The organism is Micromonospora sp. NPDC005252, from assembly GCF_042872475.1.
In the GTDB taxonomy this organism is placed as follows: Bacteria; Actinomycetota; Actinomycetes; order Mycobacteriales; family Micromonosporaceae; genus Micromonospora.
The window spans coordinates 62205-77057 of sequence record NZ_JBIAKN010000001.1; the positions used below are offsets into that span (position 1 = coordinate 62205).

Here is a 14853-nt window from a genome sequence, read left to right on the forward strand (position 1 = left end):
TGCTCCCGGGGAGGGCGCGTGTCCGAGTTGCGATTCAGCCTGGCCGACGTCGCGAGAGTGCGGCTCGCCGTGTCGCCGGTCAACGAGACGGTCATGAGCATGTGGGCGCTGGCCAGCCCCGTTTACCACGCGGTGCACCTGCCCTGGATCGACCGCGCCCGGGTGACCATGCGTCGGCCCGAGGTGGCCGTCCGGGTCCGACCGCTGGTGGAGCTGGCCCGGCCGCGTAGTTGGCTGCCGGACTTCCTCACCCCGGCGGCCCGACCCAACGTGGAGATGACCGAGCAGCTCGACCAGATCGCCGCGACACCGCCGGCCGTGGTGGTCCAGGACCTGCTGGCGACCACCCCGCGCCGGCCGCTGAGCCCGTTCGGGCTGGCGCTGCTCGCCGACCCCCGTGGGCTGTTGCCACAGCTCGTCGACGCGGTGCGGGTCTGGTACGACGAGGCGATCGCCCCGGACTGGTCGCGGATGCGGGCGCTGCTCGACGCCGACGTGGCGTACCGGGCCGCACAGCTCGCCGAGAACGGCGCCGGACGGTTCTTCGAGCAGCTCCACCCGAGCCTGCGCTGGCTCGGCGACCGGGTGGTCAGCGACGACCCGTTCGCGCGGGACTTCGACCTGCGGGACCGTGGGTTGGCGCTGAACCCGACGGTGTTCAGCGAACGTCGGGTGCTGTGGAACCTGCTGGAGGACTCGTTGCCGGCCGCCGCGTACCCGGTCCGGGCGGTCGGGACGCTCTGGGAGGCGACCGCGCCACCGCCTGGCGACCCGCTGGCACGGGTGATCGGCCCCGGCCGCGCCGCGCTGCTGCACCTGCTCGACACGGCCACCACCACCACCGACCTGGCCCGGCTCACCGGGATGTCGGCCGGAAACGTCTCGCAGCACCTGGCCGCGTTGCACGCCGCCGGCCTGGTCGGCCGGTCCCGACAGGGTCGGCATGTGCTCTACCGCAACACCGACGCCGCGGGGGTTCTGCTGCGGGCCAGCGGTGCGGCTGACCCGATCAGGTGATCAGGCGAGCAGCAGGTCGGCGACCGGCCGGCGGTGCCGCAGGCCGGTCTCCCGGGCGCGCAGCTCGGCCGGGAGGGCGAAGGGATCTCCGAGCCGACCGACGGCGGCGACCACAAGCGGTCGGACGCCGCCGGGCAGGTCGAGTTCGGTGGCGAGGCCGGCCCGGTCGAAGCGGACGAGCTGGCGGACGTGCAGACCGAGCGCGGTGGCCTGCAGGGTCAGGTGGGCGATCGCCTGACCGAGGTCGTACGCGGCCCGCTCGGCGTCGCCGCCGGTGTGCGCGCCGACCACCAGGGTCGCGGCGTGCCGGGCCCAGCCCTGGTCGTCGGCGGGAAGGTTGATCAGGATCCGTTTCCAGTTCTGGTCGTCCCGGTGGCCGAGGGCGAACCGCCAGGGCTGCCCGTTGTCCGCCGACGGCGCCCACCGCGCGGCCTCCAGCAGCGACGCCGCCTCGTCCGAGGTCAGGGTGGCGCTCGGGTCGAAGGCCCGAGGGCTCCAGCGGAAGGCGAGCAGCGGGGTCAGGTCAGCCATGCCGAGAATCGTCCTGTATGGGTGATTCGCTACTCAACGTGGGCCTGCGGGATGTGGGCAAAAGCACCCGTAACGGGATGAAGATCAGGACGTTCCCGCGCTCGGGCTGAGTGTCGGATCGGGCGTCGGAGGGGCCGCGGTGTCGAGGGGTTCCGCGTCCACCACCACCGGCCCGGCGAGCTGCACGGTGGCGGGCGCCGGGCCGGGCGGGGCCGCCAGCCGCAGCGTGCCGGCGTCGGTCCGGACGCCTGTCGGCGTGCCGTCGGTGTCGTAGCAGTAGATGCCGACGTCCAACGGCGCGTTCAGCGAGGCGGAGGTGGAGTCGACCGAGTAGCAGGTGCCGGTCAGCCCCTTGGGCGTGGCGGCCAGGGCCACCGCGAGCGGCGCGCGCCGGTCGGTCAGCACGTCCAGCCAGTCGGTGAGCGGATGCTGGATCCGGGGGTCCAGCCGGCGCGGGAGGGCGTCGTCACGTTCGCCGAGGCGTACGCAGCGCGCCGGCTCCGGGTGACCGGTCGAGGGCAGCGCGCACTGGAACAGCCCGTCGCCGGTCGCGGCCAGCGAAACGTCGGCGGTGCCACCCAGCGCCCCGCCCGGCACGTCGACCCGCCAACTGCCGTCGTTCGCGCTGGTGAACACGATGCTGCGGTCCGGTTGGCCGGTCCGGGTGAACACGTAGCGCGCCACCAGGTGGCGATCCTGTGCGGCGGCGGCCAGGGCGGCCAGCTCGTCCCGGGTGGCGTCCACCTCGACCGGGCCGGGGTCGGCTGGCGGCGGAGGCGGAGGCCGCTCGCTGGTGCAGGAGACCAGGACTGCCGGCAGGGCGAACACGAGCGGCCCGAGCACGCGGCCGGCCGAGCGAAAGAGGACGGGCACCGGCCCATTCTGGTGGGTGCGGGCCAGGCGCGGGCAGCGGCGGGCAGCCGTCCGCCCCGGCGTGTCGGGCGCGGCCTTTCGGCGTACCGCCCGAACGCGCGGACCTGGCCGCCCGCGTTGCCCGCACGGCCGCGCGGGCCGGATCGTGGGATCACCCGACCCGCCGCCGTGGCCCGCCCGATACCCTCATGGGGTCTGACACGCGCCGCCGGCCCCGGTTCCGGCGGCGTCGGCACGTTCAGGGTCACTGGGAGGGAGTGCACCGTCGTGGCACTCGTGGTGCAGAAGTACGGCGGGTCCTCCGTCGCCAACGCCGAGCGGATCAAGCGGGTGGCCGAGCGCATCGTCGCCGCCCGCAAGGCCGGCGACGACGTGGTGGTGGTGGTCTCCGCGATGGGGGACACCACCGACGAGCTGCTCGACCTGGCCAACCAGGTCAGCCCGCTGCCGCCGGGCCGCGAGCTGGACATGCTGCTCACCGCCGGGGAGCGGATCTCCATGGCCCTGCTGGCCATGGCCATCCACAACCTGGGGTACGAAGCCCGCTCGTTCACCGGCTCGCAGGCCGGTGTGATCACCACCTCGGTGCACGGCCGGGCGCGGATCATCGATGTCACCCCGGGGCGGCTCAAGGGCGCGCTCGACGAGGGCTCGGTGGTCATCGTGGCCGGTTTCCAGGGCGTCTCGCAGGACACCAAGGACGTCACCACGCTGGGCCGAGGCGGCTCGGACACCACGGCCGTCGCGCTCGCCGCCGCGCTGCACGCCGACGTCTGCGAGATCTACACCGACGTGGACGGCATCTTCACCGCCGACCCGCGGATCGTTCCCAACGCCCGGCACATCAAGGACATCACCTACGAGGAGATGCTGGAGCTGGCCGCGTGCGGCGCGAAGGTGCTGCACCTGCGTAGCGTGGAGTACGCCCGCCGGGCGGGGTTGCCGATCCACGTCCGTTCGTCATACTCGACCAACACCGGCACGATGGTCACCGGATCGATGGAGGACCTTTCCGTGGAGCAGGCACTGATCACCGGGGTCGCGCACGACCGCAGCGAGGCCAAGATCACGATCGTCGGGGTGCCCGACGAGCCGGGTGCCGCCGCGCGGATCTTCGACACCGTCGCGGGCGCCGAGATCAACATCGACATGATCGTGCAGAACGTCTCCACCGAGGGCACCGGCCGTACGGACATCTCGTTCACGCTGCCCAAGGCCGACGGCCCGACCGCGATGGCCGCGCTCAGCAAGATCCAGGAGCCGGTCAAGTTCAAGGGCCTGCTCTACGACGACCACGTCGGCAAGGTCTCCCTGATCGGCGCCGGCATGCGCTCGCACCCCGGCGTGGCCGCCGGCTTCTTCGCCGCGCTGGGCGCTGCCGGGGTCAACATCGAGATGATCTCCACCTCCGAGATCCGCGTCTCCGTCGTCTGCCGGGACACCGACCTCGACGCCGCGGTCCGCGCCATCCACGATCAGTTCGAGCTGGGCGGCGACACCGAAGCCGTGGTCTACGCCGGGACGGGTAGGTAGCGCCGATGACGGCGCTGCCCACCCTCGCCGTGGTCGGAGCGACAGGTGCCGTCGGCACCGTGATGTGTGAGCTGCTCAGCGGACGTCGCAACGTCTGGGGTGAGATCCGGCTCCTCGCCTCCGAGCGTTCGGTCGGAAAGCGGGTGCGCTGCCGGGGCGAGGACCTCGTCGTCCAGGCGCTGACCCCGGAGGCGTTCGACGGGGTCGACGTGGCGATGTTCGACGTGCCCGACGAGGTCTCCGCCGAGTGGGCGCCCATCGCCGTCGCCCGTGGCGCGATCGCGGTGGACAACTCCGGCGCGTTCCGGATGGACCGGGACGTCCCGCTGGTCGTTCCGGAGATCAATCCCGAGCAGGTCCGCAACCGGCCCCGGGGCATCATCGCGAACGCCAACTGCACCACCCTCGCGATGATCGTCGCGGTCGCGCCCCTGCACCGCGAGTACGGCCTGCGGGAGCTGGTGCTCGCCTCCTACCAGGCGGTCTCCGGCGCCGGTCAGGCCGGCGTGGACATCCTGCACGACCAGCTCGCCAAGGTCGCCGGGGATCGCGCGCTCGGCTCGCGCACCGGCGACGTCCGCCAGGCGGTCGGCGACGACCTCGGCCCGTTCCCGGCGCCGCTGGCGCTCAACGTGGTGCCCTGGGCGGGCTCGTCGGCCGACGGCGGCTGGTCGTCGGAGGAGATGAAGATCCGCAACGAGTCGCGGAAGATCCTCGGCCTGCCCGACCTCAAGGTCAGCGCCACCTGCGTGCGCGTGCCGGTGGTGACCGGCCACTCGGTGGCCGTGCACGCGGTCTTCGCCACCGAGGTCGACGCCGAGGGCGCCCGCGAGGCGCTGCGCAACGCCCCCGGCGTGATCCTGGTCGACGACCCCGCCGCCGGTGAGTTCCCGATGCCGATCGACGCGGTCGGCACCGACCCGTCGTGGGTCGGCCGGATCCGCCGCGCCCTGGACGATCCGCGCGCCCTCGACTTCTTCGTCACCGGCGACAACCTCCGCAAAGGCGCGGCCCTCAACACCGCCCAGATCGCCGAACTCCTCGCCAAGGAACTCCGCACCGCCTGACCCCGCGCTGCGGCGATCTCGCGGTTTCTGCGCCGGCACGAGGGATCAGAGCGACAAGACGACGACCGGAAGCGCAGGATCGGCGGGAGGTTTCACGCCGCGGCCAGGTGGACTCCGTCCCGGCCCTGGCGCTTCACCGCGTAGAGGGCCTGGTCGGCTCTTCGCAGGGTGCCATCGGGGGATTCGCCGGGGCGGGGCAGCGCGACGCCGACGCTGATCGTGCGACCGGTCCGTCGAGCCGCCTCGGTCAACCGCTCGGCGATCCGGACCGCCTCCTCCGGACGGCTCACCTCGATCACCGCGACGAACTCGTCGCCGCCGATCCGGTACAGCTCGTCGCCGTGCCGCAACGCCCCCTCCAGCGCCCGGGCGAGCCCGACCAGCACCTGGTCGCCAGCCTGATGGCCGTACGTGTCGTTGACCGTCTTGAAGCCGTCCACGTCGATCGCCAGCAGAGCCGTACGCCCCGGGGTGGCCGCCGCGATCCGCTGCCCGAACGGGCCGGTGTGCCGCAGCCCCGTCAGCGGGTCCGAGCTGGCCTGCTCCCGCAGCCGGACGAGCGTGCGCAGCCGGTCCAGGCTGGTCCACACCTGCCCGGCGAGCAGCTCCATCAGGCTGACCGTGGTCGGGTCCGGCCGCAGCGCCCGCTCGTCGGCGACGAGCAGCGCCCCACCCGCGCCCGGCGGACCCACCGGAACGGCGATCAGCGTGCGTACCCCGGCCCGGGTCAGCGGCCGGTAGTCCTCGGTCGGCGGGTGCCCCGCCTCGCCCAGCGTGTACCCGGCGCCGTACCGGTGCGCCCGCTCGATCATCCGGCCGAGAGCCTCCGGCCCCGCCTCGGCCAACTCCGCCCGGATGCGGGTCTCCAACTCGCACCCGGCCAGCGGCGGCGGCCCGAGCTGGGCGCCCTCCGGGCCGCCGGTCAGCAGCACCGCTGTGGAGAGGGTGGACACCTCCCGGGCGGCGGAGGTCGCCGCGCCGATCACGGCCTCCTCGGTCGGCGCGGCGGAGAGCGCGGCGGCGTGCCGGAGCAGCTTCTCGCTCCGGCTCTCTGACGGAGGGCCGCCCACTGCGGCGATGCGGGCGCCGAGTCGGGCCGCCAGCCGCTGCGCGGTCTCCCGCCACGGCTCCAGGTCGACAGGCCCACTCCACTGCAGGTCCAGTACGCCGATCACCCGGCCCGCCGGGTCGCGCACCGGCACGCACAGCTCAGCTGTCACGTCCGGGCGTACCGGAAGGTAGTCCGGGTCGGCGGTGACGTCCGGGACCACCGCCGCGACGTCTGTGGCGTACACCCGGCCGACGATCCCGGTGCGCGCCGGGACGGTCGCGAAGACCTGCCACGCGCCGGTCGCCGCCACGCAGCGCAGCCGGTCGTGGGCCTCGAGCAGCACCGAGATGGTGGCCGGGGTGTGGCGCGACAGCGCGGCGACCGTCCGCCGACAGGCCTCCGGCGCGGTCGACGCCATCGACAGGCGGACGGTGACGTCACGGATGACTCGCTGATGATCCACTCGCACGTCGTTCCAGGTAGGGGAGGGTCTGCGCGATCAAGCGTACCCACGCTGAGGGAACCCTCCGGGCTTCGTACACATGTGCTATCCACAGGCTGTGGACGCAGCCTGTGGGAAGAGGCGACGGGCGATAGCGTGGAACTCCCGTCGCCGAGGAGGCGAGCACTCATGCTCATCGCCCAGCTCAGTGATCCGCACGTGACCACCGGCCTGCTCGCCGCCGAGCCCGCCGCCGGGCTGCACCGGGCGCTCGGCCGGGTGCTGGCCCTGCGCCCGCGACCCGACTGCGTGGTCATCACCGGCGACCTGGTCGACCACGGCCGACCCGACGAGTACGCCGCGCTGCGCGACCTGATCGGCCGGTTCCCGCTTCCGGTTCACCTGGCCGCCGGCAACCACGACGACCGGGAGTCGCTGCTCGACGCGTTCGGCGGCACGCCCTGGCTCGGCGGCGGGTTCTCCGCCTACTACCACGTCGACCACGAGGCGGCGACAGTCGTCGTGCTCGACTCGCTCACCCCCGGCAGCGGCGGCGGCAACCTGGGCGAGGAGCAGCTCGGCTGGCTCGACGGCGTGCTCTCCGGTCGGCCCGACGTGCCCGCCGCGATCTTCCTGCACCACCCGCCGGTCGCCGTCGGCATCCCGACGGCGGACACCATCCGGCTCGCCGACGGGCCCGCGCTGGCCGAGGTGGTCGGCCGGCACCGGCACGTCGTACGGGTCGCCGCCGGGCACCTGCACCGCACGGTCACCGTGGGGTACGCGGGCACGGTGCTCACCGTGGCGCCCAGCACCTGGAAGCAGAGCACCCTCACGATGGCCACGGACGAGGTGATCGGCTGGGTCGCCGAACCGACCGCCTTCCTGCTGCACCGCATCGAGCCCGACGGCTGCGTGACCCACGTCGTGCAGGTCAGCCACTCGGCCGGCCAGACCTGCGGCTTCTGATCGCAGCGCCCATGCCCGGCACCGTCTGGTACGTCGCGTACGGCTCGAACATGCACGCCGCCCGGCTGGCCTGGTACATCGTCGGCGGTTGCCCGCCCGGCGGCCGGCGGACGTACCCGGGTTGCCGCGACCCTCGCCCACCGAGCCGGTCGGCGCCGGTGTGGCTGCCCGGCGGGATCTACTTCGCCGGCGAGTCCGGCGCGTGGACCGGCGGGATGGCGTTCTATGACCCGCAGCTGCCGGGCGAGGCCGCCGCACGGGCCTACCTGGTCACCATCGAGCAGTTCACCGACATCGCCGCTCAGGAGATGTACCGCCCGACCGGCGACACCGCCGACCTCGTCCCGGCGGCCGGCGCGGCAGTCGACACCGCCGTCGCCGAGGGGCGGGCGACGCTCGGCCCCGGCCGCTACGAGACCCTGATCTGCCCCGGCCTGCGCGCCGGCGTCCCGCTGCTCACCTTCACCGCCCCCGAGCCGGCGTCGGCCGTGCGGTGCCGGCCACCGGCACCGGCCTACCTGCGCATGATCGCCCGAGGGCTGCACGAGTCACACGGCTGGGCCGCCGAGCGGATCGCCGACTACCTGGCACAGCGCCCCGGAGTCGCGGACGGCTGGCCCCTCGACGCGGTGACGACTCTGGTCCGCGACGCGCTCACCACCGGCTGACCGGCCAAGCCCGGCTTCCGCCCGGATCGGCGGCGATGATCCACCGGCCGGATCGACCGACGAGATCATCGGACCGGATGGACGGGCCGGTGAGAGTCCGGACGCGTCCGAAGGTCGACCGGTCCGAACTGCCGGGCAGCGTCGCCGCGCACCGACCGGCGCACCACGCTCCACCGCCCGGATCGAGTTGGCGACGCGTCCTCCTCGCTGGCCACGCCCGCCCCGTCCCGCCGCTAGCGTCAGCGCTCCACGTCACACGTGGAACGACTGCGTCGGCGTTCGTCGGCCGGCGCACGGAGTGAGGAGACGGAATGACGAAGAAGATGATCGGTCTCGCGCTCGCGCTCGCCGGGACGCTCGCTGCCACGCTGGCCACCGCCGGACCGGCGCAGGCCGCGACTCCGTCGGTGCAGATCACCAAGGTCTACTACAACTCGCCCGGCAGCGACAACCGCTCGAATTCCAGCCTGAACGCGGAGTACGTCCGCCTCACCAACCGGCGGTCGAGCACCATCAACCTGAAGTCCTGGACGCTGCGGGACAAGGCGCGCCATGTCTACACCTTCAGTGGCGACGTCCGCCTCGCCGCCGGAGCGAGTGTCTACATCCACACTGGAAAGGGCAAGAACACGTCGACCCACCGCTACTGGGGGTCCGGCGCGTACATCTGGAACAACACCGGCGACAGCGCGTACCTGCGCGACTCGGCCGGGAAGCAGATCGACTCCTGCTCCTGGGGCAGCAAGGGCAGTTACACCTCCTGCTGAGCAAGCGGACGCCGCCGGTCGACCGGCCGGCGGCGTTCGCCGCGGACGTCGATCGACGAGATGTGGTCGGTGACCGATGGTGGACCAATCGGTGTATTCGCAGCTCTGCTGTGTTGCTCGGCTCGACGGGTGAGCGTCCGGATGAGAGGCTGGCCGGGCGGGCGACGCCCCAACCGCCCGCAAGCGTGATCGATCCTTCCGACGGCGTCGACGGCGGCCGCTCGACCCACAGGCCGGCCACCGCACGCGCCGATTCTCACGAGGAGTTCCATGTCCATACCCGGGATGCGTCGGGCCGCTGTCGGCCTGACCGCGCTCGCGGTGGCAGCGCTCGGCGCGGTCGCCACCACCCCCGAGCAGGCCGACGCGCGACCGAAGCCGGTCGACGTCACCCTGCTGGCGCTCAACGACTTCCACGGCAACCTCGAACCCCCGACCGGCTCCAGCGGCACCATCGCCGGGCAGCCCGCCGGAGGCGTCGAATACCTCGCGACCCACCTGGCTGAGCTGCGCGCCGCCGCCAAGAAGAAGAACACCATCACCGTCGCCGCCGGTGACCTGATCGGCGCGTCCCCCCTGCTCTCCGCCGCGTTCCACGACGAACCGACCATCGAGGCGCTGAGCATGGCCGGGCTGGACTACGCCAGCGTCGGCAACCACGAGTTCGACGAGGGCGCCGCCGAGCTGCTGCGGATCCAGAACGGCGGCTGCCACCCGGTCGACGGCTGCGCCGACGGCACCCCGTACCGGGGCGCCGGCTTCCAGTACCTGTCCGCCAACGCCTTCAAGACCGCCACCGGCAAGCCGCTCATGGCGCCGTACGCGATCCACAAGGTGCAGGGCGTCAAGGTCGGCTTCATCGGGATGACCCTGGAGGGCACCCCGCAGATCGTCAGCCAGCAGGGCGTCGCGGGCCTCACCTTCGCCGACGAGGCGGAGACCGCCAACCGGTACGCCCGCGAGCTGCGCCGCAAGGGCGTGGAGACGATCGTCGTGCTGCTGCACGAGGGTGGCGCCCAGGCGGCGACCGGTGGCATCAACGACTGCGTCGGCATGACCGGGCCCATCGTGGACATCGCCAACCGGATGGACCCGTCGATCGACGTGGTCGTCAGCGGCCACACCCACCAGGCGTACAACTGCAACATCAACGGCAAGCTGGTCACCAGCGCCAGCTCGTTCGGCCGCCTGGTCACCGACATCGACCTGAAGATCGACCGCCGCTCCGGGGACGTGCTCTCGGCCTCCGCGAACAACGTCGTGGTCACCCGCGACGTCGCCAAGGACCCGAAGCAGACCGCCCTGATCGACAAGTACAAGACGGTGCTCGGCCCGGTCGCCGGCCGCCAGGTCGGCGAGACCACCACCGCGATCACCAAGACCCAGGAAACCCTCTTCGGTACGACCCTGGGCGAGTCGCCACTGGGCAACCTGATCGCCGACGCGCAGCTCGCCGCCACCGATGACGAGCAGAATGCGGTCGCCGCCTTCATGAACCCGGGTGGGGTCCGGGCCGACCTCAACGCCGGCCCGGTCACCTACGAGGAGGCGTTCACGGTGCAGCCGTTCGCCAACAACCTGGTGACGCTCGACCTGACCGGTGCGCAGCTCTACTGCGTACTGGAACAGCAGTTCGTCACCGGCCGGACGCTGTACCCGTCGTCGACCGTCGGCTACGTGGTCGACCCGGCCGGCACCACCGGCACCGTCGCCGACCCGTGCGCCGGCACCCGCGTGGTCCGGGGCAGCCTCACCATCGGCGGCACCGCCGTCGACACCGCCGCCACCTACCGGGTGACGGTGAACAACTTCCTGGCCGGTGGCGGCGACGGCTTCAGCGCCCTCACCGCCGGAACCAACCAGGTCACCGGCCAGATCGACCTGGACGCGTTCGTGGCGTACCTGACCGCGAAGTCGCCGGTCTCCGCCCCGACGCTCGACCGCATCCGCACCACCGCCGAGGTCCCCGCCGCCTGACGGCGTACCCCGCAACGATCGGGCCCCGGAGCACCCGCTCCGGGGCCCGACCCGTCCCCGGGCACCGGCCGCTGCTGCAAGGGACGCGGGACGCGGGACGGGTCGTCAGACGGGGGTGGGTGCCGGGGCGGGCGTGGTGATCGTCGGGCGGCCGTCCTGGTCGACGGTGAGCAGTCGGCGCAGGGAGAGCGCGATGAGCGAGGCGATCAGGCAGCCGCCGACCACCACCGCGACCCAGACCATGCCGTTGGCCGCGCCGATGAGTGGGCCGGCGGTCACCGGGCCGATCACACCGCTGATCCCGAAGATCATCGAACTCATGGCGTTGTACCGGCCGCGCAGCTCGTCGGTGGCGAGCGCGTTGGTCAGCGCCGGCATCACCGGCGACAGCAGCGTCTCACCGAGGCCGAAGATCGCCGAGCAGGCCACCACGCACAGGGCGGCCACCAGGGCGTTGCCGGTGCTGATCACACCGGCGACGCCGAGGACCAGCCAGGCGACGGCGAACACCGCCCCGACCACGGCGAGCGCGCCGGTGCGGCTGCGCCCCTCGATCCGGCGGATCACCAGCAGTTGGGCGAGCACGATCATCACGGTGTTGGCCGCGAGCGCCCACGCCACCACCCGGGGGTTCACCTCGGCGACGCGCACGGCGTACGCGGCGAAGCCGACCTCGACCTGGGCGTACCCGCAGGTGGTGAGGACCAGACCGAAGATCACGAGCCGGCGGAACGGGCGGTCCCGGAGCACGGTCAGGTAGCCGCCGCTCGACGGCCCGTCGCCAGCGGAGCGGTGGCCGAGTCGGTGGCCGACGCCGGGCAGGGTCAACAGGATCAGGGCCGGCATCAGGTAGCTGACCGCATCCAGCAGGTAGATCGTCTGGAAGGTGCCGGGCCGCGCCGTGTCGACGATCGCGCCGGACGTCATGCCGCCGATGCCGATGCCGAGGTTGAGCAGCGCGAAGTTCAGCCCGAAGACCCGTTGCCGCTCACCGTCGTCGGTGAGCGAGGCGAGGATGGTGTTCTGCCCGGACCAGATCGCCGAGCTGCCGACGGCGATCACGGTCATCACGAGCAGGGCCGAGCCGGTCGAGTGGACCAGCGCCAGCGAACCGGTGCCGATCGCCTCGATCACGAAGCACGGCACCACCACGCGGCGCGCGCCGAACCGGTCGATAAGCGTCCCGCCCAGCGGCGACAACGCCAGGGTGACGACGCCGTACCAGCCGATCACCAGACCGGCGCGGGTGTCGGTGAGCCCGCGTACGTCGGTGAGGTAGATGAACAGGAACGGCAGGGTCAGGCCCCGCCCGATCGCCGACAGCAGGGTGCCGAGGAGGATCCGGCGGGCTTCCGGACGGCGGGGCAGGGATCGACGCAGCATGCCCGGCATTCTGTTCGGTGGGTGTGACGCCCCGCGAACCCTTTTGGAGCGACGACGCTGTTCCCGGGGCACCCGCGTGACCAACCCCACGGTGATCGTCGGTGTCCGCCGGGTCTGCGATGCTGGCCCGATGACCGGCACCTGGCGACACCTGCCCGCTACCGCCCGCGCCATCGCGGTGACCGCCACAGCGGCCGTCGCCGCCGCCCAGGCGCGCGACAACCAGGCGTACGACGAGGCGGTCGCCGATCTCGCGGCCGACGACCGGTCCGGTCTGGTGCTCGGAACGGTGGTTCGGCTCCTGCTGGAGGAGGGCCACCCGGAAGGGCTGGCCGGCGACGACATCCGCCAGGTGCTGACCCGCTGCGTGCAGAACGCGATGCGGTGGCGTCGCGATGTCGATCCGCACGTGGTGCTCGTCCTGCTCGCCGGAGCGCTCGGGGTGTACGACCCCGAGGGCGACGAGTCGCGGCCGGACGCGCCCGCCCTGGCCCAGCATGCCCCGCTGCTCGTGGCCGACCTGTTGGCGGTGACGGGCGTGCCGTTGGACGACTACCTGGCCGCCGCGTTCACCGAGATTGAGCGCACCGAACGGCAGGACTGATCCGCGGGGGCGGCCACACCGGTGGCCACCCCCGCGGGGTACGTCAGGAGGCGGAGGCCGCCACGTCGAAGTAGTACCAGTTCGGGTAGTCACTGAGCGTGCCGTCGGCGCGGACGGCGTAGACGGTCAGGTCCATGAACCCGCTGGCGGTCGGCGTCCAGGTGATCGTGGCCCGGCCGTTCGCGTCGGCCGCCACCTCGATCGCCTCGGCATTGTTGAAGCTGTACCGGTAGGCCGCGGTGTCCGTCCAGCCCGGCGGCGGGGAGAAGGTGAAGGTGCCCTCGACCCCCACCCCGCCGACCGGCGAACCGTCCGGCGAGTAGTAGACGTCGGACTTCACCCCGGGGCCGGGGTCGAAGTACGTGGACCAGTTGCTCTCCGGTGAGACGAACCCGTTGTCGCTGAGGCTGCGGACCGTGATGTTGTGCCCGTCCACCCTGTTGGCGACGAAGCTGAAGTAGCCCGTGCCGTCCTCTTGGGCCGGCCGCTTCTCCGGGTCCCCGCCGTCCAGGGTGATCTCGTACTCACGGACGCCGGTGACACCGGGTGCCGGTACGAACTTCAGCACCACCTCCTGCCCCCACTCGGGCTGACCACTCTCCACCTGGATCTCAGGTGCGGTCCACGGCACGAAGGTGCGGTACTCGACGGTCTGCGAGACGTTGCCGGCGAGGTCGATGGAACGGACGGTCAATGTCTGTGGCCCGAAGCCGATCGGGTTGACCGTCACGGTCGCGGACCCACCGGCGGTGTTCGCCTTGACCGCCCCCGAGCTGCTGAACGGATCGAAGCAGACCAGTTGACCGTATTCACCGCTGGCCGAGCAGGTGTTGACACCCAGGCCGCGCCAGGAGTACCGGAAGCCGGCCACGTCCTTGTTGCCGTTGCCGGAGAAGGTGAAGACGGCCGGCACGCCGGCCGGCGCATGCTCTCCGGTGCCGTCCGCTGGGTAGTTGGACGAGGTGACGGTCGGCACGCCGGGCGCGGTGCGGTCGTAGGTGAAGAAGCACTTCTTCGACCACGCCGAGGTGTCGGCGCCGTCGGTCACCCGGGCCTGCCAAGCGTACGACTCGCCGTCGGTGAGGGTGCCCTCGGGCAGGTTGACCGTGTTGGCCCGACCGGAGATGCCGTGCTCGCCGATGAACGTCTGGCGAGCGTCCGGCGTGGCCTTGGGCCAGATGGCGACCTCGGTCTTGACGGCGCGCTCGTCGTCCCCGTCGGCGTCGGAACCGACGGCCTGTAGCACCGTGGCGAACCCGCTGATGCGCGGATACGGCTTCAGTTGCGTGCAGGCAAGACCACCGTTGTAGAGGTGGGCGCTGTCGATCTGTGGCACGGAGTTGAACTGGGTGGTCAACTTGACGCCGCGGTACGGGTGCAGCCCTCGGCCGTAGGAGGCGTCACTCTCGAACTGCTCCGGCACCCGGATCTCGAAGGTGATGTGACGCTGCCGGTGCGCCACCGCATCCTGCACCGCCGCGCCGACGTCGAAGGTGATGGAGGCCCCAGGGCAGAACTGTACCGGGGTGAGGACCTCGCCGAGCTTGGTGAGCGGTTCGGGTGCCCGGTTCCAGGTCGGCGTCGCGGTGACCGGCTTCGTCCGCCAGATTTCGACGGCCCGTTTGCTGCAGTCGGCGGCGCTGCGCTCGTCGAGGAACACATTCGCGCCGTAGATCTTCTTGCCCTCGTAGGCGGAGAGGTCGTACGTGGCGTACACCCGGGAGGTGTGGCTCTTGCCCGCGTCGTCCTGCCAGGTGCCGAGCGGAATGTTGGTCTCGCTGTCGATGGGGTATGCCTTCTTCGGCGTCGCCGAGTCGGTCCAGCCGACCTGCACGGCCGGCGGGCCGTCGTAGTGCGGTGCCGCGACGGCGGCGCTCGCGGTGGAGATGAGACTGAGCCCGCTGACGCCCATCGCCAGCGCGAGTGTGCCGACGACGGCACGGCGCGGCCTTGATCTGATCACAGTGGAAT

Annotated in this window: 13 protein-coding genes; 8 read left to right on the top strand and 5 right to left on the bottom strand. The window is 72.1% G+C overall.

Going from position 1 to position 14853, the window contains the following annotated elements:
* The first annotated feature begins 18 nt into the window (after positions 1-18).
* A complete protein-coding gene (locus tag ACFYPH_RS00295; protein WP_355064866.1) occupies positions 19-1017 on the top strand; it encodes an ArsR family transcriptional regulator in 999 nt (332 codons plus the stop codon).
* On the opposite strand, the gene ACFYPH_RS00300 is transcribed toward ACFYPH_RS00295, so the two are convergent.
* Entirely contained in the window at positions 1018-1548 is a 531-nt protein-coding gene (locus ACFYPH_RS00300) for a nitroreductase family protein (RefSeq protein ID WP_354856475.1), read from the bottom strand.
* 84 nt (positions 1549-1632) lie between these two features.
* Positions 1633-2421 (bottom strand): hypothetical protein, encoded by a 789-nt coding sequence (locus tag ACFYPH_RS00305; protein WP_354856478.1) that lies wholly within the window; start codon positions 2419-2421, stop codon positions 1633-1635.
* Positions 2422-2688: 267 nt separating this feature from the next.
* Here ACFYPH_RS00305 and ACFYPH_RS00310 point away from each other — a divergent pair, with 267 nt between their 5' ends.
* Both ACFYPH_RS00310 and ACFYPH_RS00315 read left to right on the top strand, forming a co-directional pair.
* On the top strand, positions 2689-3954 hold the full coding sequence (locus ACFYPH_RS00310) for an aspartate kinase (protein ID WP_354856481.1): 1266 nt from the start codon (positions 2689-2691) through the stop codon (positions 3952-3954).
* Between the two features lie 5 nt (positions 3955-3959).
* The gene (locus tag ACFYPH_RS00315) at positions 3960-5021 is read left to right on the top strand and encodes an aspartate-semialdehyde dehydrogenase (protein WP_387177837.1); all 1062 of its coding nucleotides are present in this window, start codon (positions 3960-3962) and stop codon (positions 5019-5021) included.
* A 92-nt stretch (positions 5022-5113) separates the two neighbouring features.
* Here the strand turns inward: ACFYPH_RS00315 and ACFYPH_RS00320 are convergent, their stop codons facing one another.
* The gene (locus ACFYPH_RS00320; protein WP_387177840.1) at positions 5114-6535 is read right to left on the bottom strand and encodes a diguanylate cyclase; all 1422 of its coding nucleotides are present in this window, start codon (positions 6533-6535) and stop codon (positions 5114-5116) included.
* 168 nt (positions 6536-6703) lie between these two features.
* On the opposite strand from ACFYPH_RS00320, the gene ACFYPH_RS00325 reads away from it, so the two are divergent.
* The 4 genes from ACFYPH_RS00325 (at position 6704) to ACFYPH_RS00340 (ending at position 10895) form a co-directional block, all read left to right on the top strand.
* Entirely contained in the window at positions 6704-7483 is a 780-nt protein-coding gene (locus ACFYPH_RS00325; protein WP_387177843.1) for a phosphodiesterase, read from the top strand.
* A gap of 11 nt (positions 7484-7494) precedes the next feature.
* Complete coding sequence (locus ACFYPH_RS00330) at positions 7495-8151, top strand: histone deacetylase (RefSeq protein ID WP_354856493.1); 657 nt, start codon at positions 7495-7497, stop codon at positions 8149-8151.
* A 311-nt stretch (positions 8152-8462) separates the two neighbouring features.
* A complete protein-coding gene (locus ACFYPH_RS00335) occupies positions 8463-8918 on the top strand; it encodes a lamin tail domain-containing protein (protein ID WP_354856495.1) in 456 nt (151 codons plus the stop codon).
* A gap of 270 nt (positions 8919-9188) precedes the next feature.
* Positions 9189-10895: a bifunctional metallophosphatase/5'-nucleotidase gene (locus tag ACFYPH_RS00340; protein ID WP_355064876.1), complete on the top strand. Its 1707-nt coding sequence runs from the start codon at positions 9189-9191 to the stop codon at positions 10893-10895.
* Between the two features lie 105 nt (positions 10896-11000).
* Here ACFYPH_RS00340 and ACFYPH_RS00345 read toward each other — a convergent pair whose 3' ends face one another.
* The gene (locus ACFYPH_RS00345; protein WP_387177847.1) at positions 11001-12278 is read right to left on the bottom strand and encodes an MFS transporter; all 1278 of its coding nucleotides are present in this window, start codon (positions 12276-12278) and stop codon (positions 11001-11003) included.
* 130 nt (positions 12279-12408) lie between these two features.
* On the opposite strand from ACFYPH_RS00345, the gene ACFYPH_RS00350 reads away from it, so the two are divergent.
* On the top strand, positions 12409-12882 hold the full coding sequence (locus ACFYPH_RS00350; RefSeq protein ID WP_387177850.1) for a hypothetical protein: 474 nt from the start codon (positions 12409-12411) through the stop codon (positions 12880-12882).
* Between the two features lie 43 nt (positions 12883-12925).
* On the opposite strand, the gene ACFYPH_RS00355 is transcribed toward ACFYPH_RS00350, so the two are convergent.
* Positions 12926-14845 carry a hypothetical protein gene (locus ACFYPH_RS00355; protein ID WP_354856505.1) on the bottom strand — a complete coding sequence of 640 codons (1920 nt, stop codon included), beginning with the start codon at positions 14843-14845 and terminating at the stop codon, positions 12926-12928.
* Between the last annotated feature and the right edge of the window lie 8 nt (positions 14846-14853).

Coding starts and splice junctions, on each gene's coding strand:
- ACFYPH_RS00300 (WP_354856475.1), bottom strand. CDS start 1,548: ATGGCTGACCTGACCCCGCTGCTCGCCTTCCGCTGGAGCCCTCGGGCC.
- ACFYPH_RS00350 (WP_387177850.1), top strand. CDS start 12,409: ATGACCGGCACCTGGCGACACCTGCCCGCTACCGCCCGCGCCATCGCG.
- ACFYPH_RS00345 (WP_387177847.1), bottom strand. CDS start 12,278: ATGCTGCGTCGATCCCTGCCCCGCCGTCCGGAAGCCCGCCGGATCCTC.
- ACFYPH_RS00330 (WP_354856493.1), top strand. CDS start 7,495: ATGCCCGGCACCGTCTGGTACGTCGCGTACGGCTCGAACATGCACGCC.
- ACFYPH_RS00335 (WP_354856495.1), top strand. CDS start 8,463: ATGACGAAGAAGATGATCGGTCTCGCGCTCGCGCTCGCCGGGACGCTC.
- ACFYPH_RS00325 (WP_387177843.1), top strand. CDS start 6,704: ATGCTCATCGCCCAGCTCAGTGATCCGCACGTGACCACCGGCCTGCTC.
- ACFYPH_RS00315 (WP_387177837.1), top strand. CDS start 3,960: ATGACGGCGCTGCCCACCCTCGCCGTGGTCGGAGCGACAGGTGCCGTC.
- ACFYPH_RS00340 (WP_355064876.1), top strand. CDS start 9,189: ATGTCCATACCCGGGATGCGTCGGGCCGCTGTCGGCCTGACCGCGCTC.